This is a genomic window from Methanoregula sp., assembly GCA_041645435.1.
Classification (GTDB): Archaea; Halobacteriota; Methanomicrobia; order Methanomicrobiales; family Methanospirillaceae; genus Methanoregula.
Genome location: JBAZQB010000004.1, coordinates 346,461 through 371,720, shown reverse-complemented (window position 1 = coordinate 371,720; position 25,260 = coordinate 346,461). Strand labels below are relative to the sequence as shown.

The window sequence follows — 25,260 nt, the reverse complement described above, 5'->3', positions numbered from 1 at the left end:
ACGGGTAAAATGACAATCGATGGAACAATCTAAAAAAAGAGGTACACAATGTCACAACAACTCGGGGGACAACCCATAATAATTATGAGGGAAGGATCAACGACAAGCCATGGGCAGGATGCCCAGAACAGCAATTTTGCCGCTGCACGAGCTGTTGCAACAGCGGTCCAGTCGACCCTCGGTCCCAGGGGTATGGACAAGATGCTTGTCGATGGTATAGGGGATATCACCATCACAAACGACGGTGTCACTATCTTAAAGGAGATGGATATCGAGCACCCTGCCGCAAAGATGATGGTCGAGATTGCAAAGACGCAGGATGCTGAAGTCGGCGATGGCACGACAACTGCCGTAGTTATTGCAGGTGAACTCTTAAAGAACGCAGAAGGGCTTCTTAAACAGAAGATTCACCCGACCAGTATTGCTGAGGGTTACCGGATGGCAGCAGAAAAAGCTCTCGTGCTGCTCGACAAGTACGCCATCACGGTCAAGCCAACCGATACCGCGATGCTCAAGAAAATTGCAGAGACAGCACTCACCGGCAAGAACTCGGATGTAGCAAAAGGCCACCTTTGCGATATCATCGTCAAGGCAGTCACGTTTGTCACCGACCCCGATGGTACCGCAGATCTCGCCCATATCAATATCGAAAAGAAGGTAGGCGGCTCAATCGATGACTCGGCCCTCATTGAAGGTATGGTTATCAGCAAGGAACGTGCGCACCCGAGCATGCCCAAAATTGTCAAGGATGCAAAGATCCTGCTCCTCAATGCGGCACTCGAATACAAAAAGACCGAAGTGAACGCAAAGATCAATATCTCTTCTCTCGGGCAGGCTCAGGCATTCCTCGATGGAGAAGAGCAGATGGTCCACGCGATGGTGGACAAGGTCATAAAGAGCAAGGCAAACGTTGTCATCTGCCAGAAAGGTATCGACGATGTTGCCCAGCACTACCTTGCAAAAGCCGGCATTCTTGCGGTCCGCAGGGTCAAAAAAAGCGATGTCGAAAACCTTGCCCGGGCAACGGGTGCACGGATCGTCAACAGCGTCGATGCTATTACGGCTAAGGATCTCGGTACAGCCGGCCTTGTCGAAGAGAAAACACTTTCCGACGATCAGATGATCTATATCTCGAAATGCAAAAACCCCAAAGCGGTCTCCATCATTGTCCGCGGCGGAACGGAGCATGTCGTAGATGAACTCGAACGGGCCATCCATGACGCCCTCATGGTGGTCAGTGTTGTCGTTTCGGGAAAGAAGATTGTTCCCGGCGGCGGAGCGCCTGAGACAGAACTCTCGTTAAGGCTCCGCGAGTATGCTGCAACCGTCGGTGGCCGTGGCCAGCTTGCCATCGAAGCGTTCGCAAGCGCAATGGAGATCATCCCCCGCGTTCTTGCCGAAAATTCCGGGCTTGACCCCATCGATATGCTTGTCGACCTCCGGGCAGCCCACGAAGCAGGCAAGAAAACCTACGGCCTTGATGTAGTGGCCGGCAAACCGGCTGACATGCTCAAGGCAGGAGTTGTCGAACCGCTCCGGGTCAAGACCCAGGCAATCTCCAGCGCTGCAGAAGCAGCAGTCATGATCCTCCGCATTGACGATGTCATCACATCGTCAAAATCCGGTGCTCCGGGCGGCGGTATGCCACCCGGCGGAATGGGTGGAATGCCCCCCGGCATGGGCGGCTATTGAAGCAATAATTTTCTTTTTTTTTAAGGGTTATATACCAGATAACTGCTATTTGACCGGTTGTCTCCGCATTCAAGCATGAAAAAGTTCCTGACTAAAAGTAAGGATGCAAACGCTATTTTAACCTGATGAAAACCTTGTGAGAGTATAACGAGTCAGGGTTTTTCCGGTAATGGCACGGGTGGAGGCATCGACCCGGATAAAAAAAATTTCGTCAGTACCGGAGTCAACAAAGATCGGTTTATCAGAAGGAGTAATATGCAGGTGACAGAGAGTTTTTCCGGATACTACCGGAAAAGAGATGTGGATAAATCTGCTTGCGGACTCAAAGATCTCCGGAAGATATTTCCGGATCACTGAGTCGACAATCATCCTCCGGTACCCGTCAGGATTCCGGTCTTCCTCATGCATATGGGGATAATCGTTTTCGATGCCGGTAACCGTGATAGTGTTGTGATGCCGGTCTTCCCGGATCCCGATGATAAGCTCCCCGCCATCCGTATTCAGGAACCCGGCAATCGAGCGGGCGATGATAAACTTCGAAGCATTGGTCCGGTACTTCCGCACTTCCGGAGATTCGTTGGTACTGATTTCTTCCCTGGTAAAGCCAGCACTCCAGAGGGACTGGAGCTTGAATTCCACGTGATCGTTCTCGCCGGTTTTGATCATCCCCTGTATTGCACGGGTATCATCTTTGGGAATGAGATACGGGGAGAAATCTCGTGACCTGATTATGTACCCTGACCCTGCTGCAATGCCGACAAAGAGCAGGGCCTGGAAGATTATCCCGCCGATGTTCATGAATTCGGGACTGACAAAAGAGAGGGTGATGAACAGGTAGGCTGCTGCACAGCTGCATGCGACATACAGGCCCCGTTCAGGATAAAAATAGGTGGTATAGAGAATGGGAAAATAGAAGAGCTGCGGGACGAGTGCTCCGTATCCGGTAGCCCTGGAGAGATACGTAATGCCAATAATCGAGAACGTGATGGAGGTAATCACGCAGAACCTGACCAGATCGGTAGGGGAGAGACGGAACAGGGATAAACCTCCAAATCCCGGCAGGCTGGGAGACATCGTCATTGATGATGCCTTAGTCTGGAGGCGTAATAAATGATTGCCGGTTCAGCTGGAATGATATTTCCCTGACAGTCCCATTACAATCTGCCATTGGATGATTACCTCTGGCTGATGTTTGCTATATACCTGAGAGCTTCAACCGCATCCTCCCGCTTCTGGTCGCAGGCATGGAGTTTCACCCATGATAAGAACCGCTCCTGAGTCTCCGGAGTAATTGCCGCACCCGCTGCCGCCATGATCCGCCCGTAGGTACGCTGGGGGTAGAAGACGGATTGGGCCGCCGAGAGTAAGACTGCGTGATCCGGTGCCGTGATGATTCCCTGCCGTTCCGCTTCTTTAAAGGTGACACGGATATTGATGAGCGGTTCAGAAAGGGATAACCCCGTCTCGGGATCAAAAACAAGGGCGACTTCGTCATCGGACTCAAGTTCGCCACTCTTATACATCCGGTAAACCTCGCCGATACCGACCATCCCCAGCGTATCCATCTCAGCAGCCCGGAGTGCACCCATGCTCGATGCACCGACAACCCGGATGCCGCCTTTCACCGCGGCAAGGATCTCGCGGTGGGCGACTGCCGATTCCTGGTGGAAAACACCATCGATCAGGCCGATGATTGCAGCACCATCCCGCGCTGCGGCGATAAGATCGCCCCGTTTTGCCGGAGGCCGGTACTCGGCAGCGAGGATCTGTTCGGCCGAGGTTACATCAAGGCTTGGCCCGAGAAAGACGATGATCTTTGGCATGCTTCACCCGTTCTCCCCGGCGCTCGGGGTCCATTGCAAAGACTTCAAGCCCCGGGACAATCACCCTGACGACAGGGATGCCGATCTCTTCCCGGGTCAGGTCGATGACAATGACCCGGTCGAGCCCCTTCTTTTTGAGTGCCGTGATGATATTTCCGATATCTTTTAAGAAATCATCGGTATCTGATGAGGGGATCGTTGCATAATCCACCGTCCCGTTATTGCGGTACCAGTACCCGTTGATCCGTTTCGCCCGCTCGTACCCCATCTTTTTGCGGAGATCGGCAAGCGTTGTGTCTTCCCGTGCCCCGTGGATCTGGGTGAGCCGGCTCTGGGCTACTTCGGTGAGTGCCCGCATCACGGCAATCCGTGCGCTGGTATGCGTCCCGATACCAATAGTGAGGAGACTGGGGTCTTTTAAGAGCACATCATCTGCAACTGCGGCGATCGTCGGGATGCCGATGTCGCTGGTAATATCCCGAATCGTAACCTCGACCTGGGCATCGGTAAACTTCTTCTGCATGTCCATAATTGTCGGGTCATCGATACCGACAACCGCAGGGCCGGTGTCCCGGGTCGATTCCACGAGCGACCAGGCATCCCGCTCGATGACTTCGGAGAGGGCATGGAATACTGCCTCTTCGATCGTGTTTCCGGAGGCAAGGCCGTTCGTGTTCGTGCGGGAGGGTCCCCGGTGCCGGGGGGGGACCGGGTGAAATATCGCATAGGCCGGGACCCAGACCGTCTCGTTATTGACAATATCGTACCCCTGGTACCAGGACATGAACCGATCCGTTGCTGCACCTTCCGGCAGGATCAGGTCATTCGGGTTGATGACCGGCTCGCGTCCTTCCAGTTCCTGGAAGAGGGCGACCCGTATGTCCCGGTCGTGCGCTTCGGCCGAATACCGTTCGATCCCTTCCATGATTGCTGATATCCGCGACTCCTCTACCGTAGCTCCTTTGCCGTTGTACACGGTAATCGCACCGTCTTCTGCTGTGGGGCGGATACAGGAGAAGACCGGTATCCCGATCCGGTCAAGGTTCGTGATGTCCGCGACACGGGTGATGCCGGCTGCGGGAACTTTGGGTTCAATGCGGGCAAGGGTCTCATCGAGCGGGATGGCCCGCTGCGTCTCATTGTTGTAGGTCTTTTTGCAGGAGTGGAGCTGCATGGATATATCTCTTAAGTAGTAGGTGGGCACTTTTCGGGTTTATACATGCCCATAAGTGATGGCCAGGAAAAAAATGAACGGGTGAGCTACGTGGTGATTTCACAAGGAGGAGGGGGGTAGTGTCGCTGCAAACTCCTTAACTTTTGCCGATGCACCGTCCCTGACCGGGACTCCGTGACCGGGGAGCAGGAGATCAAAATCGAGGGAGGCGAGCTTGCGGATTGACTGGTGCACACTATCCCTGTCCATCGTAAACAGAGGGGGTCCCCCGGTGATGGATGTCCCGTCATACCGGAGAATATCACCGGCATACAGCGTTTTTGTCCGTTCATCGTAAAACCCCATGCTCCCGGGAGTGTGGCCGGGGAGGTGGATGCACAGCAGCCCGTCAATATGATCCCCATCGTTCAACAGGATATCTAAGGAAAAGACGCCGGGGTTCATGATCGCACCAGCGATTCGCAGCAGGAAGCCCCGTAAGCCCGGATACACCGGCAGCGGGATCTGTCCGGTAACATACCCTGCATCCGCTTTCCCGATCGCAACCTTTGCACCGGGGGCCGCATTTTTCAGGATCGCGACACCTCCGATATGATCGATGTGAAAATGGGTGAGGACGATGGTTTTGATCTCAGTCGGTTCCCGGTACATTGTATTCCGTATATAGGAGAGGATCTTCTTCCCGCTGCCTGCGGGCAGGCCGGTATCGATCACCGTCAGGCCATCGCGGACAAGGATGTAACAGTTGCCATTGACTCCGTCCACCTGGTGGATGCCCGTTATTATCTCTATGGTATCACCGGATAGGCATTAGGTATTCCCATGGTATGAGTGTTGCCTTCTCAACCACCATCTCCACCGTCTATGTATAGTTCGCGATATCCGTGGCGGATTACTCATTCCTGTCGGTTGAAAGCGGGTAGATCTGTTCGTGAAATAACCTTATCAGGTAAAAACCCAACACAAGAACCATATCGGAAACACGCGGGTATCGCAATGGCTGTTCGAACCTCTGCAATGCAGGAAAAATTAAAAACACTCTTTAGCCCTGCCAATATCCTTCAGCTTGCCTTCATCGTAGTTATCCTCACTGCCCTCTACCTCATCAGCACCGTGAACTATCTTCTCTTTCACGGCATTGTTGAACTCGCCGGCATTGCCGTTGCCCTTTCGATTTTCATCATCGTCTGGAATACCCGAAGGATGATCACGGACGGGTTTTTCTTAATTATTGGAATCTCGTTTCTCTTCTTTGGCAGTATCGATCTCGTTCATACTCTCGCATTCAAAGGAATGGGGGTATTCTCCGGCAACAGCCCGGACCTCCCCACCCAGCTCTGGATTGCAGCACGGTATTTCCAGAGTGTCACGTTCCTTGTAGCAACGCTCTTTATTGGCAGATCAATAACCAAAGACCGGAAGTACGATGTGGGTATCATCATCGCAGCCTGCACCGCGGTATGTGCCCTGCTCTTTGCCAGCATCTTTGTCTGGCAGATCTTCCCGCACTGTTTCATTGAGGGTAGCGGGCTTACTCCTTTCAAGATCGTGAGCGAGTACATTATCTCACTCATTCTCATTGCCACTATTGTCATTCTGTACCTGAAACGGGAGCACTTCGATCCCACCGTCTGGAGGTTCCTCATCGCTGCACAGGTGTTCCTTATCCTCGGTGAACTGGCGTTTACTTCCTACATATCGGTGTTCGGGTTCATGAACATGCTCGGACACCTGTTCCGGCTCGTCTCGGTCTACCTGTTCTACCGGGCTTTTGTTGTCGTCAGTCTTACCCGGCCGTATGATCTTCTCCTGCGTGAACTCAAGATAAACGAGGACAATCTGAAGGAGAAACGCGAATTGTACCGCACGCTCGTCGAGAACATCAACGATGTAATCTTCTCTCTTGACCTGCAGGGAAAATTCACGTACATCAGCCCGGTCATCGAGCGGCTGTATGGGTATACTTCGGATGAGGTGATCGGACAGGATTTCTTAAAATATGTTCATCCCGATGATCATTCCCACGTTATCAAAGAATTCAGTCGGAGACTGAAGGGGGATTATGGAGGGGATGAGTTCAGGATCCTCGCAAGATCTGGTTCGATTCATTATGTCAGTGTCTCGCCACACCCAACGATAACCGATGGCAGGGTCGTCGGGTTCAACTACATCATGACCGATATCACCGCCCGCAAGCGGGCGGAAGAGGGCGTACAGGCTGCCGTAAAATTAAACCAGCTGATCGATACAATGTCGGTCAGCGAGAGTATGGGGTATACCCTCGATGAGGCAGAACGGCTGACCACAAGCAAAATCGGGTTCTTCCATCTCATCAATCCCGATGAGGAGACAATCCAGCTGATCGCCTGGTCAACAGAAACAAAGAAGCACTGTTTTATCCCCAAGGAACCTGAGCGACACTATCCGGTATCAAAAGCCGGTGTCTGGGTGGATTGCATCCGTCAACGAAAACCAGTCATTCACAATGATTATACCAGCCTGCCCCATAAAAAAGGCCTGCCGGAAGGCCATGTCCCGGTGATCCGTGAGATGGTCGTTCCCATTTTCGATGAAGACAGGATTGTCGCAATCATCGGTGTGGGCAACAAGGCAGCGGATTACGATGAGAAAGATATCAACGTGCTGACCCTGCTGGCAAAGAATGCATGGACGTTAATCCAGCGCAAGCATGCAGAAGAAGAACGGGAGAGGATCCGATTGTGGCAGGCAGGGGTGAACAGGATCTTAGAGTCTGTTCTTGCTCCCATCTCACTCGATCAGAAATTAAAGATCATCACTGATGGTGTTGTTGAAATATTCGGTGCAGATTTCTGCCGGATCTGGCTGATCGAAAAGGGAGACCGGTGCACCACGGACTGCATGCATGCCGAAGTTGCTGAAGGCCCGCATATCTGTCGGTTCCGCGACAAGTGCCTGCACTTAAAAGCCAGTTCCGGCAGGTATACCCATATTGACGGGAAAGGCCACCGCCGTGTACCGTTCGGTGCCTACAAGATCGGGCGCATCGCATCCGGAGAGGAAACGAAGTTTCTCACAAATGATGTGGAGCATGATCCCCGGGTCCATGATCATGCATGGGCCAGAAGCCTTGGGCTCGTGGCGTTTGCAGGATATCGCCTGAAACCTTTGGATGGTGATGTCCTCGGGGTCTTTGCCCTGTTTGCGCGGTTTCCGATATCGCCGGATTTGGATGCGATCCTCGAGGGACTGAGCCGTGCCATCTCCCTTGCCATCCAGAAAGATATTGCGGAAGAGTCCCTCCGCGAGAGCCGCGAGATGTACCGGGAGCTCATCGAGAACATCAATGATGTGATATTCTCGATGGACCTGCAGGGAACATTTACCTATATAAGCCCGGTCATTGAGCGGTTGTATGGGTATCACCCGGACGAAGTGATTGGGCAGCACTTTACAAAATTCCTTCACCCGGATGACCACCCGCAGTGCATCGAGGCGTTTAAGAAAAGACTGAAAGGCGAGTATGGTATCAACAACTTCAGGATCCGGTGCAAGGATGGCAGGGTGGAGAACGTCTGCGTCTCCCAGCGACCGATGATTAAGGATGGTATTGTCACCGGGTTCAACTACATCATGTCGAATATCACCGCCCGCAAGCAGGTGGAAGATGCCCTAAAGGCGAGCGAGGAGCGCTTCAGGACCATGATCGAGCAGTCCCCGTTAAGCATCGAGGTGATGTCCCCGGATGGCCGGACCCTGCAGGTCAATCCTGCCTTTGAAAAACTCTGGGGAGTGACATTAGAGGATCTCAAAGATTACAATATGCTTAAGGATGAACAACTCACCCGCCTTGGAATAATGCCCTATATCCAGCGGGGCTTTTCCGGAGAGGCGGTTGCGTATCCCCCCCTGGAATACGATGGCAGCAGGACCCTGGGATTCGGGGAGAAACGGTGGGTTCAGGGCAGTATCTACCCGGTCCGGGATGCAGCCGGCACTATCCGCAATGTCATTTTGGTGCATGAAGACATCACTGAGCAGAAGAAGGCGGAAGGAGCACTCAAAGAGAGCGAGGAGAAGTTCCGCGATATTTTCAACAATACCACCGATGCAATCCACATCCATGGGATCAATGATGACGGGACTCCCGGGAAGTTCACCGATGTCAACGATGTTGCCTGCCGGATGCTGGGATACACCCGGCAAGAGATGCTGGCAAAAACCCCGGTCGAAATCTCCACGGGTTACCACAACCCGCCGATGGAACGAGTCTTTGAAGAACAGCGGACTGCCGGCAGCGCAAGATTCGAGACGGAGCACCGGGCAAAGAACGGCACGATCATTCCTGTAGAAGTCAATACCCATGTCGTTACCATACGGGGAACAAAAGTGATGCTCGGGGTAGTCCGGGATATCACGGAACGGAAGAAAGCCGAAGTGTTGCTGAAACATTATAGCGAAGAACTCGAACAGGAAGTGAAGGTCCGGACCGAAGAGCTGAGCGCATCGCTGGAGGAGAAAGTCGTCCTCCTCCGCGAGATCCACCACCGGGTCAAGAACAATCTTCAGATCATCATCAGTCTGGTCAACCTCCAGATGCGCCAGATCGATGATGAACGATTGAAACAGGTCATGGCAGAAACCCAGAACCGGGTGCGGGCGATGGCCTTTGTCCACGAAAAACTCTACCAGTCCGAGGATATCTCCCGCATCGATCTTGCCAGCTACACCCGGTTTTTAGTAACCCAGCTTTTCTCTTTCTATGGTGTTGATTCCCGGCAGGTGACCCTGAACATTGACATCGGGAAGCTTATGCTCAACATCAACACCGCAATCCCGCTCGGCCTCATCATCAACGAACTGGCAAGCAACGCGTTGAAACACGCATTTCCTAACGGGAGAACAGGAACGATATCCATCACGGCACGGGAAGAGGACAAGACACTTCACCTCACCGTTAAGGACGAGGGTATTGGAATACCTGCGGATTTCGACTGGAGGAATGCAGAATCGCTGGGGCTCCGGCTGGTGATCTCGCTCGTGGAGCAACTGGACGGTACTATTGAACTGGACCGGCGTGAGGGTACCCGGTTTACTATTATTGTGCAGGAGAAAGAATGATCGTCATGCATGAGTATAGTAAGGAGAACTCTTTGGTACTGGTGAAAATCCGCCGCAGATCGCGGACAGAAGGAATTGATTATGGGCATAACACTCAAATCACTGGATAGTCCGGAGCTGAAGATCACCTACGGGAAAAACGCTCTGGATTTTTTTATCACTTGCACGGAATGCGATGAACGATCCCTGCATGGCGACCAACCCGCGACAACCCCCCCTTAAAAGATATCGAACGGATCTGTGAAGATGCACTCTGAAGAAACGCCCGACTGGCAAAGCCAGAGGAACAAGATCATCGGTCTTGGGGAGTCCTCCATCCGGAAGAGTTACTACCCTGAGCTCCAGCAGAAGATGGCAGAGCTGGAGAAGAAGAACAAGGACTTAAAGGCGGCATACGAAGATCTTTCCTCCAATGAGGAAGAACTCCGGCAGAATTATGAGGAACTGGCCCATAGCGAGCAAAGGACCCGGGAAAGTGAGCGGCGCTTTGCTGACATCATCAGTTTCCTTCCTGATGCAACCCTTGTTATTGACAAAAACGGGACGGTTCTTGCATGGAACCGCGCAATGGTGGAGATGACGGGAGTTCCGGCAGAACAGATGATCGGGAAAGGAGATTATGAATATACTCTCCCGTTCTACCATGAGCGGCATCCGATCGCGATCGATCTCGTCCTCCACGATGACCCGGCAGATGTAGAAAAATATCCGGTCATAAAAAAGGAAGGCAGAACCCGGATCGCTGAGATATTTATTCCACACTTCAATAATGGCGTGGGAGCTCACCTCTGGTTTATCGCATCCCCCCTCTATGATGCAGACGGGTATCTTACGGGAGCAATTGAATCCATCCGCGACATTACCGGGCAGAAACACGCCGAGGATAAAATTAAAGCATCGCTGGACGAGAAAGTCCTGCTCCTCCGCGAAATCCACCACCGGGTCAATAACAATCTCCAGATCATCATCAGCTTAGTCAACCTCCAGATGCGCCATATCGATGATGAAAGATTAAAACAGGTCATGGCAGAAACCCAGAACCGGGTGCGGGCGATGGCCTTTGTCCACGAAAAGCTCTACCAGTCCGAGGATATCTCCCACATCGATCTAGCCAGCTACACCCGGTTTTTGGTAACCCAGCTTTTCTCGTTCTATGGTGTTGATTCACGGCAGGTGACCCTGAACATTGACATCGGGAAGCTCATGCTCAACATCAACACCGCAATCCCGCTCGGCCTCATCATCAACGAGCTGGCAAGCAACGCGTTGAAACATGCGTTTCCCAACGGAAGGACTGGAACATTGTCCATCACGATTCGGGAAGAGGACAAGACACTTTCAATAACTGTAAAGGATGATGGTGCTGGATTACCGGCGGATTTCGACTGGAGGAATGCAGAATCACTGGGGCTCCTGCTGGTGATCTCGCTGGTGGAGCAACTGGACGGCACCATTGAACTGGACCGGCGTGCGGGTACCCGGTTTACTATTATTGTGCAGGAGAAAGAATGATCATGCCGGAGATGTATATGAGGATTGAATCAGGAGCGTTCTGACATTGACATAGGGATGGGTGAATATCGTGCTCGCCGAGCAGTTCTCTGTATGGATACGGAAAAAAACTTCCCGCGATCTTATTGGTATATCCGTTGCCATTCTCGCGATAATACTGTTTTTGATCTATTTCAGAATCGGCGAATCTGTCCATACAGCACTTATGACAATACAGCCCGGCTTTGTGGACAGTATCCTTATGGCAGTTCTCATTTTCCCAGCCCTCTTTGCCGTATATTTTTTTAAAAGAAAGCGCGAGACTGAGGCGGAAATGCAGCACCGTAAGGAGGCGGAGGAAGTGCTGAGGGAGCGCGAGGAGAGATTCCGTATCGTGTTTGACTGGGCAAATGATGCGATTCTGTTACATACTCTTACCGTCGAGAGGGCGCCGGGTCATTTCATCGAGGCGAACATTGTCGCGTGCCGTATGCTCGGGTACAGCAGGGAAGAGCTGCTTGCCATGGGACCAACGGATATTGTCCTTCCTGAACTTCAACCCCAGCTTTGGGATATTATCCGGCAGGCACAGACAAAGGACACCTTTCTTTTTGAGACACGGCTCCTGCGTAAAGATGGCACAACCTTTCCGGTTGAATCCAGCGGCCATCTTGTGAATTACGACGGAACGAGGATCTGGATCTCCCATATCCGTGATATTACCGAGCGCAAGAAATCGGAAGAGTTGCTGCGACAAAGCCGTGCAAAATACAAGCAGCTTGTCGAGAACATCAGTGATGTTATTTTCACGCTGGATCTGACAGGAACATTCACGTACATAAGTCCTGTTGTCCAGCGATTGTATGGTTATACGGTAAGAGAAGTGATCGGCCAGCACTTCACCCGGTTTGTTCATCGTGAAGACATCCCCAAGGTCATCGAAGGGTTCAGGCGCAGGGTGGCTGGGGAGTATGAAGCAAACGAATTCAGGATCCTTACCAAAGACGGTCGGGAGCGGTATGTCCGCACCACTCAGACGCCGATAATGAAAGAGGGCGTGACCACCGGGTTCAATTACACCCTGACAGATATTACCGAGCGCAAAAATGCGGAAGAGGTGCTCACGATAAGCGAGGAGCGTTTCAGGCAGGTAGCTGAGAGTGCCGGTGAATGGATCTGGGAAGTGGATGCTGACGGTCTTTATACCTATGCCAGTCCTGCGGTGGAGAAGATGCTGGGTTACAGGCCGGAGGAGATCATTGGCAGGATGCACTTCTACGATCTCTTTGCACCAGAAGAAAAAGAGGAGTTGAAAAAAACAGCATTGGAAGCATTCGCCACAAAGGAGCCTTTTAAAAACTTTGTAAATCCAAACCTGCATAAAAACGGCACCCGGGTCATCCTTGAGACCAGTGGTGTCCCCCACCTGGAGGAACAGGGCAGGATTATCGGTTACCGTGGTGCGGATACAGATATCACCGAGAAGAAGCGAACCGAAGAGGCGCTCAAAGAGACCGAGAGAAATTACCGGACCCTTGCCGAAGCAGCGCCCGATCCGATCTTTATCATAGGCCGGGACGACACGGTCCGGTTCGTCAACACCCGTGCAGCACAGGTGTTGAATCTTTCAACCGAACATATTCTGAATAAACCGCGAAAGAGCCTGTTCCCTCCGGATATCGCTGACGAGCAGGGCTATGATCTCCAGACCGTATTTACTACCGGAAAACCGCTCCGTAAAGAGGCAAAAATCCGGTATGGCGACCGCGAGTTCTGGCAGGATAATTCCCTTGTCCCGTTAACCGATGAGGACGGGGACGTGTATGCAGTTCTTGGCATATCACACGACATTACCGAGCGTAAATTGGCAGAGGATGCGCTCATGAGGAGCGAGGAGCGGTTCCGGAGCATGGCTGAACGGGTCTCAGATCTCATAATGCTCACGGATGAAAAAGGCCGGGTAACCTACATCGCCCCCTCGGTGAAAAGAATTCTCGGATTCGATCCAGATGAGATCCTCCGGAAAGGACCCGAGGACTTCATACATCCCGATGATCTGGAAATCGTGTATGAACACGTCAAAAGAAGTCCGGACTGGCAGGGTAGTGAAGCGAGGTTTGAGGCACGTATCCGAAAAAAAGACGGCAGTTATGCTATCCTGGAATTTACTGGTACTCCGATCCTGAAAGATGACTCGGCCATGCAGGTGATTGCCCGTGACATCACAGATCGGAAAAAAGCCGAAGAAGCACTCTGGGAGAGCAAAGAGAAGTATCGCCAGCTTGTAGACAATACCGATACGGGTTTCGTGGTGATTGATGACAAGGGAACCGTCATAGAGGCAAACGAGCCGTACATGCGCTTGATCGGTGCGGAAAAAAGAGAGGAGATTATCGGACATTCCGTGATTGAGTGGACCGCCCCCGAGGAACAGGACAGCAACGCCGCAGCGGTGGCCCTCTGTTCCCGGCAGGGCTTTATTCAGGATTTTGAAACGATCTACCAGCACCGGGACGGGACGCACATCCACATCATCATCAATGCAACAACCAATGAAACGCCCGGTGGGAAACGTATCGTCTCGTTCTGCCGCAATATTACCGAGCGCAAGAATGTGGAAGAAGCACTCAACGAGAGCGAACAGCGATACCGGTCCCTCTTTGAAAACGCAAATGAAGGAATTCTGTTTGCCGACATTGAGACAACGAAGTTCGTGCATGCCAACCGGGCCATATGCAGGATGCTGGGATATTCCAACGAAGATCTCATGGCCATGAGTGTTGCGGATATCCACCCAAAAGAGAGTCTTGACCATGTTATAAGTGAGTTCCAGAGACTTGTGACGGGTGAGAAGGGTAATCTCACGGATATCCCGTGCCTGAAAAAAGACGGGACGATCCGGATGATGGATATCGCCAGTTCCACGGTGATGATGCAGGGAAGGATGTGCATGGTCGGGCTCTTTACCGACATCACCGAGCGGAAAAATGCTGAAAAGGCGCTTAAAGAGAGCGAGGAGAAGTTCCGCAATATATTCGACAATGCAAACGATGCGATCGAGATCATTGAAATCATGGACAACGGGTTTCCCGGCAGGTATCTCGACATCAATGATGTTGCCTGCCGTATGCTGGGGTACACGAGGGAAGAACTGCTTCAGTTCGGCCCGCTGAAGATTACCACGGATAATTTCAGCCGTCCGCACGATGAAATCATACGGGAATTACGAGATGTCGGCCGTGCGATATTTGAAACGGAACACCGGAGAAAAGACGGGATAATAGTTCCGGTGGAGATCAATGCTCACAAGATTACCCTCGTTGGGAAAACAGTTTTCCTGTCAATTGCCCGGGACATCACCGAACGTAAAAAAGTGGAAGATGCACTGCGGGAAAGCCACGCGAAGTACCGGCAGCTTGTCGAGAACATCAGCGATGTGATCCTCACGCTGGACCTGAACGGGACGGTCACCTACATCAGCCCTGTTGTCCAGCGATTGTTCGGCTATACGGTACCGGAAGTTGTCGGGCAGCATTTCAGCCGTTTTGTTCATCCGGAAGATATCTCCCGGGTCCTCGAAAGGTTCAGGCACAGGGTAAAAGGGGAGTATGGCGCAAACGAATTCAGGCTCCTGACAAAAGACGGTCAGGAGCGGTATGTCCGCACCAACCAGACGCCCATGATGGCGGATGGCGTGGTCACCGGGTTCAATTACGTGATGAGGGATATCACCGGGCGCAAACAGGCAGAGGATGCACTCAGGGAGAGTGAGGAGAAGTTCCGGCTTCTCTACGAAAACTCCATGGATGCCATCTTCCTGACAAGTACTGACGGCAGTATCCAGGCAGCAAATCCTGCTGCCTGTACCATGCTCCAGCGGACCGAAGACGAGATTATCAGAATAGGCAGGACCGGGGTTGTCGATACGACTGATCCCCGGCTCGCCATCGCCATACAGGAGCGGGAACGAACGGGTAGATTCGAAGGCGAGCTGACGTTTGTACGGAAGGACGGGACACGATTTTTCGGAGAAATTACCTCCAGCGTCTTTGCGGACCGTAACGGTCAGAAGCGGACGAGCATGATCGTCCGGGATATCACCGAGCGAAAGCATGCGGAGGATGCGCTACGGGAGAGCGAGAACTATGTGAAAACGGTCCTCGATTCGATTGATGTCGGTTTTGTTATCATCGATCCGGCAACGCACCGGATCCTCGATGCAAACACTATTGCAGTAAATCTCATTGGTGTCGCAAAGGAGAAGATCGTCGGGTCCGAATGCCACCGGTTCATCTGTCCTGCTGATAAGGGGAACTGCCCGATCACCGATCTTCACCAGACAATTGATGATTCCGAGCGGATCCTGATAAGATCCGGCAATGAACAATGCCCGATCATCAAGACGGTAATTCCTCTTATGCTCGGAGGAAAGCCGGTCCTTCTTGAGAGTTTCATCGACATCACGCTCCAGAAAGAGGCTGAAAATATTCTCCAGGATTTCAACAAAAAATTACAGCAGGGGATCGAGGAAAAAACGGCAATACTCCGTGAGAGCGAACTCCGGCACAGCAGGTTGTTTGAGTCTTCGCACGACGCCATCATGACCCTGGAACCCCCGGACTGGCGGTTCACGTCCGGCAATCCCGCCACCATCGCAATGTTCCGCGCAGATGATGAGTCTGGTTTTACATCGAAAGCACCGTGGGAGCTCTCGCCGGAATTCCAGCCGGACGGGCGGCCATCGGGCGAGAAGGCAAAAGAGATGATCGGGACCGCGATGCGGGATGGATCCAATTACTTCGAATGGACACACCGGCGCCTCACGGGGGAAGACTTCCCGGCAACCGTCCTCCTGACAAGGTTCGAATGGAAGGGAAAACCGATCCTCCAGGCAACGGTCCGGGATATCTCTGAACAGAAAGATGCAGAGGATAAAATCAGGGCATCTTTAGATGAGAAAGTCCTGCTTCTCCGCGAGATCCACCACCGGGTCAAGAACAATCTCCAGATCATCATCAGCCTGGTCAATCTCCAGATGCGCCAGATTGATGATAAACGATTGAAACAGGTCATGGCAGAGACGCAGAACCGGGTCCGTGCGATGTCCCTTGTGCACGAAAAACTGTACCAGTCCGAGGATATCTCCCGGATCGATCTCGCCAACTACACCCGTTTCCTTGTTACCCAGCTCTTCTCGTTCTACGGAGTAGATACCCGGCAGGTGACCCTGAACATTGACATCGGTAAGATCAGGCTCGACATCAACACGGCAATCCCGCTAGGCTTAATTATCAACGAACTGGCCAGCAACGCGTTGAAACATGCGTTTCCCGATGGAAGAACAGGTACATTGTCTATTACGGTAATTGAAAAGGGTACAACACTTCTCCTCACGGTAAAGAACGATGGGGTAGGAGTACCTGCGGATTTCGACTGGAGGAATACAGAATCGTTAGGGCTCCGGCTGGTGATCTCGCTTGTGGAGCAACTGGACGGCACCATTGAACTGGACCGGAGTGCGGGGACGGGATTTACGATTGTCGTGAAAGAAAAAGAACAAAAGGGGTAGGGAATATGCAGCCTGAATTACTCCTGGGCCCCTGTCACGGCAGCGGGAGACCGCCATGAACGGGTCACAAGAAGACGGGCCGGCCGTGACCGAAGCGGTGTGGATGGTTTCCATTATTGCCATCACCGTTGCCGTCATTGCCATAACCATATTCTTCCTTTCCGCTGGCACGACGACAATCTTTATGCACCTCTACTACCTCCCGATCGTCCTCCTCGCCTACCATTACCGGAAAAAAGGGTTTTACTGGTGTGTCCTACTCAGTCTTCTCTATCTCTCCCTTGTCATGGTATTTGCGCCGGGTAACACTGCGGTCATCGGTGATGCCGGGATCCGTGCAGCCATATTCATTGGTATCGCGGCGCTCGTGGCGTACCTCTCCGGGCGATTGTTCCGGATGAATGAAGTTCTTGCCGAGAGCGAGGGGAAGTACCGTGCTTTTTTTACCACCTCGGCTGATTGCGTGTTCATCACCACTCCCGACGGGAAATGGGTTGATTTCAATGATGCAGCCGTCAGCCTTTTTGGATATGACCGCCGGGAAGAACTGATGGATGTCAGGATCAGCTCCCTGTATGCCAACCCGGCTGAGCGGGATGCCCACATCCATCACATCAGTGAGAAGGGATATTCCCGGGAATACCCGGTAAATTTACGGAAAAAAGACGGTACTATCATCAGCACCCTCATAACCTCGGTTCCACGCAGGGATCCTGAAGGAAACATCATCTGTTTCCAGGGAACAATCCGGGATATCACGGACCGGAAGAAGGCTGAAGAACGCTTAAACCAGCAGTTCCGGTTCCTCCAGCGCCTCATCGACACCATCCCGAACCCGGTCTTTTACAAGGACCGTAACGGGTTCTACACCGGCTGCAATATCGCCTTCGAAGCATATGTCGGGCTTCCCAGGGACCAGCTGGTCGGCAGATCGGTGTATGACATTGCACCAAAGGACCTCGCCGACATCTATTATGCAAATGACAAAAAACTCTTAGACAATGCCGGTACCCAGACCTACGAGTCGCGGGTGAAATATGCCGACGGTTCCATCCATGATGTCATCTTCAACAAGGCTGCATTTACCGACCTTGAGGGAAATGTCGACGGGCTTGTCGGGGTCATCCTCGATATCACGAAACGAAAAAACGCAGAAGACGCCCTGCGGCAGGCCAATAAGAAACTGAACCTGCTCTCAAGCATCACCCGGCATGACATCAACAACCAGCTCCTTTCATTAAAGGGATTCCTTGAACTCTCAAAAGAGTCGCTCGATGATCCCGCCAAAACGTCCGGGTATATCATCAAGGAGGAACGGGCGGCAGATGCCATCGAGCGCCAGATCGCTTTCACGAAGGAGTACCAGGACCTTGGCGTGCAAGCCCCGGCATGGCAGAAGGTGGGGGATGTGATTCGGAAAACGACGGCCACTCTCCTGATGCGGGATATCCGGCTTGTTGCCGACCTTGCGGGCCTTGAAGTATATGCAGACCCGCTTCTTGAGAAGGTCTTCTATAACCTGATCGATAATGCGCTGCGGTACGGGGGAGCCCGGATGACGGAGATCCGGATCTCTTCGGCCGTGACGGATGACGGGCTGATAATTGCGGTGGAAGATGATGGTACAGGAATATCCGCAGAGAACCGGAAGCGTCTCTTCGAGCGGGGGTTCGGCCAGCATACCGGTCTTGGCCTCTTCCTCTCCCGCGAGATCCTTGCGATCACCGGGATAACCGTTGCAGAGACCAGTGAACCCGGAAATGGGGCGAGATTCGAGATCCATGTGCCGGAAGGCGGGTACCGCTTCACTTCCCGGAACCAAACCTGAACCGGACTCCCGGGTGCATACCTGACAGCAACACTTTGCCTGTTCTTTTTAGAAGAGCGATTGGCATATAGCCGGCCCGGATCCTGCGGAACGCAGAATCGCTCGGGCTCCGGCTGGTCATCTCGCTGGTGGAGCAACTGGACGGCACCATTGAACTGGACCGAAATACCGGGACGGCATTTACGATTATGGTGAAAGAAAAGGAATGAACGGGATTGGATCAAAAATTTAATCCGAGTCGGATGGAATTACCTCCGATAATGGTGGATATACCGTGAAGTGAAGCAGATCAGAAGGACGTTGATGGGAAGCGAATGGAACTGAGAATGAGCGGAAAAAAACTCTGTCAACAAAACGGACATTCATTGTGGCACTCTACACTTAAGAAAGAATGAGCGGCTTTGTTTTCTCATCTATTGACCATGTGTGTGAAAAAAACCGTTCATCCTTTCTGCATCTCACGGATCGGGTGAGTGAGAAAAAAGACTACGGTTTTTGTCGCTTCTTCTTATTGTCTTCCGGCACCGGTTTCATGTAGACAATCGTTGCACCGGCTTCTTTTGCAATCTGCTCGATCTCGAATTTCCGGAAGTGTATCGCTACCATCTGAATCTGACCATCTGTCACCGCAACGACACGGAACTTTGGCGATTCAACACCCTCGCCTACTTTCTGGCGTGTTCCCGTACGAAAATTTTCATATTCTTTAGTCTCCCCGCCAGTTAATCATCCACAAGGTCTTTTTTCTGGACACTGTACAGGTAATTAATGGCAGATATGCCTGTTGGTTTATATTCAATGATATATTTTTCTCTCAGATGCCTGTCTGGATGACCCCCTTGTCCGGAAAGGGATACACCTGAAGAGAATGACAAGGCCATGGATTTCCATCGTAACGGATGTGAACGTCGTTACGACAGGCAGAAACACGGCTCCCGCTCTGCAACTGGCTTCCCTATTCCACGTTTGAATCCGGTTTTTTCAGCACCCCGAAAAAAACGACCCTCACATTCGCCTTCCGGCAGGGTTTCCGGGGTCCGATGGAGTAAACTAAGTGGCGAAAAATGCCTCGATTTAAAGGCCTTTGGCGGGCTTTTGGCGAGTGGGTTTCCGCCCGTATTTTGGCAAACGAGGCGAGAATTGGGCTTATTCTCCACAGGAAACAAAAGGGTGCATTTTTCAGGGTTTTCCAGCATTGGCCCGGGTAAGAAAATGGCAAACGGAACCCGATTCGGGCGTATTTTCTCCCGGCGTCTATACCCTCAAATTCCCGGTCTTTCCTACGAGAAGATACCTGGTGCGAGGAGGGAGTATGAGAATTTCGTTCATATCTCATGGAAATGGAACATGACCCTCATCTTGCCCGGAATGTCTTTGAAATCATTATGATGTGAATACGGGAGAGCGGTGAACCGGGCACAGGAACACGGTTCGGGATGACGGGGCCGAAAGGGGCGTGGCGGATGGCCGGGGAGAGAGAATGATACCAGGTATTCTTTTCACTTCCGTGATGTCGATGACGACTACCCCATCGACCGGTTCAGCGGGGGCTGGCAGGACGATATCGCAGTTGCATTAAGAATAGCCCTCTCCCGCTACCTCGCCAGACTCCACCAGGTGCACGAGTCCGCCTTCCTCATCTTCTTTCGGGATCTTCGCAAGCCAGGACGAGGAGCGGAGGAACAATGTCGAAAGTCTTCAGACTTGAGACATGAGAAGACCGCAGGTCTTGAAAGAAACCTTAACCGTGCTGCGAATGCAGGAGTCCCGCTTCACGCAGGACTCCTCCTCATCTCCCCTATCGCGGGGATCCAGGGCGGGTTTGCGAACGCGCTCAAGGTGGAGATGGGTGCCGACAACGCGAGCCGGGTAAAAGAAGCAGAGTGAGAGACCGCAACACCACGGCATACCTGCGGGGCACCGGCCATCACAACCCGCCTGCACCTCCCGCAAAGATGCCGGGACAATTATCTGCACGGCTGGCTGGGTAAGGTTTATACCCGCGGGCAGGGATTGGAATAATGTAAAGCATATGGCACTACCACCCGGATCATCCCATGGACTACGGCAGGATCGAGCGGATTTCCTGCACCGTCATATAACCTATGGTATCCGGGTCCACCACCTCATCCTCACTGCCGCCTTCCTTCTCCTGATCGCGCTCGGGGTCTATTTCATCACCAGCGAGAGCCAGGCCGTCACCCGCACCGCAGTCTCCTCCTACCAGCAGACAGAGCTCGAGATTGTCCGGGACGCGGCACGGAGCTCACGGGAGTACGTGTATGTCCAGACCGTTGTCCTGAACCGGAGCGATGCCGGGAACATCGAACAGGAGATCTTCAAAAAATTCATCGAACCGATCCATCTCTTAAAGAACGGGGACGCCTGGATCTATGCTCCGGACCACGTGGTATTCGACCTCAGCTCCGACTTCCCGGACGAGTACCGCGGCAGAAGCATGGCCCAGATCTTTGAGATCCAGAAGGGCGCCGGTGCAAGCCATTACGAGGAGATGACGGATGACGTCATGCATGCCCGCGAGGGTGTCGGTTACTATATCTGGCTCCCGGAGAAGGGGGAGGAGATCGCAGCATGGACACCGGTCACCGTGAATAATTATACCTGGACGATCGGGCTCTCCACGCCGCTTCCCGAGATCCTCGATGCAACAGGTGCCTCCGCTACGACAAGGACTTCATCCTGGGTCTTTGTCCTGGGCATCAGCATTGCCATAATCCTCTTCATCGCATGGCTCCGGGAAGATATCCGGCGCTTGAGGTTCGAAGAGATTCTCCGCGAGAGCGAGGAGCGGTACTCGGCAATGGTGAACAATGCCCCGGGCCCGGTCCTGATCGTGAAGAAAGGGGAGGTCAGGTTCATCAACGATGCCGGCGTACGGGCATCAGGCTATCTGCGGGATGAGATTATCGGGAAAAACATCCTTTTATTCCTGACAGAGGACTCGCAGAAAACCGCCCGTGAAGAAGCACAGTTCCGGGCGGGCCGGGACCATGTCTCGGAATACGAGACCGAATTCATCCGGAAAGACGGCCAGGTTATCCAGCTGATCGTCCGGGCAATAGACATTTCGTTCCAGGGAGAAGAAGTCACCCTTGCCCTCCTTGTCGACATTACCGGGCGGAAACGTGCTGATGCAGCCTTAAAAACAGCCAATAAAAAACTCAGTCTTCTCTCCGGTATCACCCGCCATGATATCAGGAACAAGCTCCTGATCCTCTCCGGTTTTGTTGCCCTTGCCAAAGACAGTACCGGGGACCCGGCCCGTATGGCAGCATTCATCCGGAAAGAAGAAGACACGATCCGGAACATCACTAACCTGATCACCTTCACCAAGGATTACGAGGAGATGGGCATCCATTCCCCGGCATGGCAGAACATCCATGCGGTCACGGGCAGGATCATCCCGCAGCTCCCGGTCCGGGATATCCGCATCGACACCGGGGACAAAGCCCTTGAGGTGTATGCCGATCCCCTGCTGGAGCGGGTGTTCTACAACCTCATCGACAATGCCCTCCGGTATGGCGGGGAGATGATGACCGTCATCCGGATCACACACAAAAACGATAACGGGAACCTTGTCATCGCGGTGGAAGACGATGGCACCGGCATCGCTCTCGACGATAAATCAAAGCTGTTCACCCGGGGTTTTGGTAAAAACACGGGCCTTGGCCTCTTCCTCTCCCGGGAGATCCTTTCGATTACCGGCATCACCATCAAAGAGACCGGGGAGCCGGGCAAGGGTGCCCGCTTCGAGATCACCGTGCCAAAGGGGTTGTACCGGTTCACGGACATAAAGTAAAAAATCCCTTTTCCCAACATTCCGGAAAAAACGACCTCCATATTCGCGTTCCGGCAGTCATTCGGGCTCCGGATGGGGTAAAATATAGGGTAAATACCGGCACGATTTAAATGCCTTTGGCGGGCTTTTGGCGAGGGGGTTTCCGCCCGTATTTTAGCGAACGAGGCGAGAATTGGGCTTATTCTCCACAGGAAACAAAAGGGTGCATTTTTCAGGGTTTTCCAGCATTGGCCCGGGTAAGAGAATGGCAAACGGAGCCCTATTTGGGCGTATTTTCGATGAGCCCTTGTTATGAATAACAGCATTCCCTGTAAAAACAAGAATAATTTCCCTCCTCGAATATCCCCGCCGGAAATACCTTTATCTGGTAAAAGCCCAATTCAGGCATATCAGGAACGGGCCTCGTGCTGAAATGCCGGATATTCACACCACACTGCAGGATGATCTGAAAACACTTCTTAGCCCTGCCAATGTCATTCAGCTGGCCTTCATCGTAGTTATCCTCATTGGCCTTTACCTCATCAGCACCGTGAACTACCTCCTCTTTCACGGCATCATTGAAGTCGCCGGCATTGCGGTTGCATTCTCGATCTTTATCATCATCTGGAATACCCGCAGGGTGATCACGGACGGGTTTTTCTTAATTATTGGGATCTCGTTCCTCTTCTTCGGAAGCATCGATCTCGTCCATACCCTCGCTTACAAAGGAATGGGAATATTTCCCGGCAACAGCTCGGACCTCCCCACCCAGCTCTGGATCGCAGCACGATATTTCCAGAGTATCACATTCCTGATAGCAACCTACTTTATAGGCCGATCGATTACCCGTGACCGGAAATATGATGTTGCTATTATCATTACTGCCTGCACCGCTGCCTGTGCCCTGCTCTTAGCCAGCATCTTTGTCTGGCATAACTTCCCGCACTGCTTCATTGAGGGCAGCGGACTTACTCCGTTCAAAATCGTGAGCGAGTACATTATCTCGCTCATTCTCATTGCCACAATTGTCATTCTGTTCCTGAAACGGGAGCACTTTGATCCTACGGTCTGGAAACTGCTTATTGCTGCGCAGGCATTCCTCATTCTCGGAGAACTGGCGTTCACGTCTTACATCTCGGTGTTCGGGTTCATGAACATGCTCGGCCACCTGTTCCGGCTCCTCTCGGTCTACCTGTTCTACCGGGCATTTGTTGTCATCAGCTTGACCCGTCCCTATGACCTGATCCTGCGGGAACTCAAGTTAAACGAAGAGAGCCTGCGGGAGAGTGAGACAAAATACCGCACGCTCTTTGAGAATATGTTAGAGGGATTTGCGTATTGCCGGATGATCTATGATGACAAGGGTGAACCCGCTGACTGGGTGTATCTTGATGTGAATGCTGCGTTTGAACGGCTGACCGGCCTGAAAAATATTGCCGGGAAACGGGTTCTCGAAGCAATCCCGGATATCCGGAAATTAACTCCCGGGCTCTTCGACACGTACGGGCGTGTGGCATCAACAGGCACACCGGAAACCTTCGAGATCGATTTCTCACCGTTGAATAAATGGCTGAAAGTCTCGGTCTTTTCACCCGAAAAGGGTTTTTTTGTTGCAGTTTTTGAAGATGTCACCGAACACAAACGGATTGTAGCGGAAGTTCGGAAAGCCCGGGATTTTTACCTGAAAATACTCGATGATTTTCCTAATCCGATCTGGCGGGCAGATATCCATGCAAAATGTGACTATTTCAACAAGGACTGGCTGGAGTTTACCGGGCGCACCCTCGAACAGGAACTCGGCGACGGGTGGGTTGAGGGGGTTTTCAAGGATGATTTCGACCGGTGCCTGAAGACCTACCTGGATAATTTCAATGCACGAACACCCTTCGAGATGGAATACCGTCTCCGGTATCACGACGGAACCTACCACTGGCTCAATGACAGCGGGAAACCGTTTTATACAAATGGGGAGTTTGCCGGCTATATCGGCTCATGCTATGATATCCAGGACCGCAAGCAGGCTGAAGAGGCACTGAAGCAGGCCAACAGAAAGTTAAACCTGCTTTCCAGTATCACACGACACGACATCAACAACCAGCTCTTTTTGTTAAAGGCATTCTTAGAACTCTCGAAAGAATCGCTTGGCGATGCTGCAAAGACTTCGGAATATATCATTAAAGAGGAGCGGGCGGCAAATGCCATCGAGCGCCAGATCATATTTACGAAGGAGTACCAGGATCTGGGCGTGAAGGCTCCGGACTGGCAGAACGTGGAAGCTGGAGTGAAAAATGCTTATGCGTCGCTGCCGATGCGGGATATCAGGCTTACTCCGGAGGTCAATAATCTCGAGGTGTATGCCGATCCGCTGCTTGAAAAGGTGTTCTATAACCTGATCGATAACGCCCTGCGGTACGGGGGGCAGAAGATGACTACGATCCATATCTCCCTCAAGGATGCTGAAACGGGGCTGGTGATTTCCGTTGAGGATGATGGTGTCGGGATATTGGCAGAGGACAAGAAGCGACTGTTCGAACGGGGGTTTGGCAAACATACCGGTCTTGGCCTCTTCCTCTCCCGCGAGATCCTCTCGATCACCGGCATAACGATCACAGAAACGGGCGAACCCGGAAAAGGGGCGAGGTTCGAGATTTTGGTGCCGAAAGGGGGGTACCGGTTTTTAGCGTGAACATTATCTACCGGTCCGTTTCTCGGTGTCCATGAGGAAGTATGGTTGCTTAATGCGGACAGGATTTCGCCGGTAAATAAACTATATCAGGTTTCTCC

The 25,260-nt window shown here is 52.4% G+C and carries 14 protein-coding genes; 9 read left to right on the top strand and 5 right to left on the bottom strand.

The window, feature by feature from the left end; translation table 11 throughout:
- Positions 1-48: 48 nt before the first annotated feature.
- The gene (gene thsA / locus WC593_10545; GenBank protein MFA4825580.1) at positions 49-1,692 is read left to right on the top strand and encodes a thermosome subunit alpha; all 1,644 of its coding nucleotides are present in this window, start codon (positions 49-51) and stop codon (positions 1,690-1,692) included.
- A gap of 117 nt (positions 1,693-1,809) precedes the next feature.
- Here thsA and WC593_10540 read toward each other — a convergent pair whose 3' ends face one another.
- From WC593_10540 to WC593_10525, 4 genes are all read right to left on the bottom strand, one after another.
- A complete protein-coding gene (locus WC593_10540) occupies positions 1,810-2,772 on the bottom strand; it encodes an ATP-binding protein (protein MFA4825579.1) in 963 nt (320 codons plus the stop codon).
- A gap of 95 nt (positions 2,773-2,867) precedes the next feature.
- A complete protein-coding gene (locus WC593_10535; GenBank protein ID MFA4825578.1) occupies positions 2,868-3,515 on the bottom strand; it encodes a TfuA-related McrA-glycine thioamidation protein in 648 nt (215 codons plus the stop codon).
- Complete coding sequence (locus tag WC593_10530) at positions 3,478-4,689, bottom strand: YcaO-related McrA-glycine thioamidation protein (protein ID MFA4825577.1); 1,212 nt, start codon at positions 4,687-4,689, stop codon at positions 3,478-3,480. The genes WC593_10535 and WC593_10530 overlap by 38 nt, the downstream gene beginning before the upstream one ends.
- A gap of 99 nt (positions 4,690-4,788) precedes the next feature.
- Positions 4,789-5,454 carry an MBL fold metallo-hydrolase gene (locus WC593_10525; protein ID MFA4825576.1) on the bottom strand — a complete coding sequence of 222 codons (666 nt, stop codon included), beginning with the start codon at positions 5,452-5,454 and terminating at the stop codon, positions 4,789-4,791.
- Between the two features lie 231 nt (positions 5,455-5,685).
- Between WC593_10525 and WC593_10520 the strand changes: the two genes are divergently transcribed.
- The 5 genes from WC593_10520 (at position 5,686) to WC593_10500 (ending at position 18,677) form a co-directional block, all read left to right on the top strand.
- Positions 5,686-9,789: a PAS domain S-box protein gene (locus WC593_10520; GenBank protein MFA4825575.1), complete on the top strand. Its 4,104-nt coding sequence runs from the start codon at positions 5,686-5,688 to the stop codon at positions 9,787-9,789.
- Positions 9,790-9,870: 81 nt separating this feature from the next.
- Positions 9,871-10,011: a hypothetical protein gene (locus tag WC593_10515; protein MFA4825574.1), complete on the top strand. Its 141-nt coding sequence runs from the start codon at positions 9,871-9,873 to the stop codon at positions 10,009-10,011.
- 24 nt (positions 10,012-10,035) lie between these two features.
- Complete coding sequence (locus WC593_10510) at positions 10,036-11,301, top strand: histidine kinase dimerization/phosphoacceptor domain -containing protein (GenBank protein MFA4825573.1); 1,266 nt, start codon at positions 10,036-10,038, stop codon at positions 11,299-11,301.
- A 61-nt stretch (positions 11,302-11,362) separates the two neighbouring features.
- Positions 11,363-16,849: a PAS domain S-box protein gene (locus WC593_10505; protein MFA4825572.1), complete on the top strand. Its 5,487-nt coding sequence runs from the start codon at positions 11,363-11,365 to the stop codon at positions 16,847-16,849.
- A 55-nt stretch (positions 16,850-16,904) separates the two neighbouring features.
- Positions 16,905-18,677 (top strand): PAS domain S-box protein, encoded by a 1,773-nt coding sequence (locus WC593_10500; protein MFA4825571.1) that lies wholly within the window; start codon positions 16,905-16,907, stop codon positions 18,675-18,677.
- Here WC593_10500 and WC593_10495 read toward each other — a convergent pair.
- The gene (locus tag WC593_10495; protein MFA4825570.1) at positions 18,655-18,828 is read right to left on the bottom strand and encodes a hypothetical protein; all 174 of its coding nucleotides are present in this window, start codon (positions 18,826-18,828) and stop codon (positions 18,655-18,657) included. The two genes, WC593_10500 and WC593_10495, sit on opposite strands and share 23 nt — an antisense overlap.
- 1,553 nt (positions 18,829-20,381) lie before the next feature.
- Here WC593_10495 and WC593_10490 point away from each other — a divergent pair.
- From WC593_10490 to WC593_10480, 3 genes are all read left to right on the top strand, one after another.
- The gene (locus tag WC593_10490; protein ID MFA4825569.1) at positions 20,382-20,564 is read left to right on the top strand and encodes a hypothetical protein; all 183 of its coding nucleotides are present in this window, start codon (positions 20,382-20,384) and stop codon (positions 20,562-20,564) included.
- A gap of 145 nt (positions 20,565-20,709) precedes the next feature.
- Complete coding sequence (locus WC593_10485; protein MFA4825568.1) at positions 20,710-22,497, top strand: PAS domain-containing sensor histidine kinase; 1,788 nt, start codon at positions 20,710-20,712, stop codon at positions 22,495-22,497.
- 412 nt (positions 22,498-22,909) lie between these two features.
- On the top strand, positions 22,910-25,162 hold the full coding sequence (locus tag WC593_10480) for an MASE3 domain-containing protein (GenBank protein ID MFA4825567.1): 2,253 nt from the start codon (positions 22,910-22,912) through the stop codon (positions 25,160-25,162).
- Positions 25,163-25,260 lie beyond the last annotated feature (98 nt).

What these genes read in the sequence shown, in the direction of transcription:
- thsA (MFA4825580.1), top strand. Translation starts at nt 49, where the DNA reads ATGTCACAACAACTCGGGGGACAACCCATAATAATTATGAGGGAAGGA.
- WC593_10540 (MFA4825579.1), bottom strand. Translation starts at nt 2,772, where the DNA reads ATGACGATGTCTCCCAGCCTGCCGGGATTTGGAGGTTTATCCCTGTTC.
- WC593_10535 (MFA4825578.1), bottom strand. Translation starts at nt 3,515, where the DNA reads ATGCCAAAGATCATCGTCTTTCTCGGGCCAAGCCTTGATGTAACCTCG.
- WC593_10530 (MFA4825577.1), bottom strand. Translation starts at nt 4,689, where the DNA reads ATGCAGCTCCACTCCTGCAAAAAGACCTACAACAATGAGACGCAGCGG.
- WC593_10520 (MFA4825575.1), top strand. Translation starts at nt 5,686, where the DNA reads ATGGCTGTTCGAACCTCTGCAATGCAGGAAAAATTAAAAACACTCTTT.
- WC593_10515 (MFA4825574.1), top strand. Translation starts at nt 9,871, where the DNA reads ATGGGCATAACACTCAAATCACTGGATAGTCCGGAGCTGAAGATCACC.
- WC593_10510 (MFA4825573.1), top strand. Translation starts at nt 10,036, where the DNA reads ATGCACTCTGAAGAAACGCCCGACTGGCAAAGCCAGAGGAACAAGATC.
- WC593_10500 (MFA4825571.1), top strand. Translation starts at nt 16,905, where the DNA reads ATGAACGGGTCACAAGAAGACGGGCCGGCCGTGACCGAAGCGGTGTGG.
- WC593_10495 (MFA4825570.1), bottom strand. Translation starts at nt 18,828, where the DNA reads ATGGTGCCGTCCAGTTGCTCCACCAGCGAGATGACCAGCCGGAGCCCG.
- WC593_10485 (MFA4825568.1), top strand. Translation starts at nt 20,710, where the DNA reads ATGGCACTACCACCCGGATCATCCCATGGACTACGGCAGGATCGAGCG.
- WC593_10480 (MFA4825567.1), top strand. Translation starts at nt 22,910, where the DNA reads ATGCCGGATATTCACACCACACTGCAGGATGATCTGAAAACACTTCTT.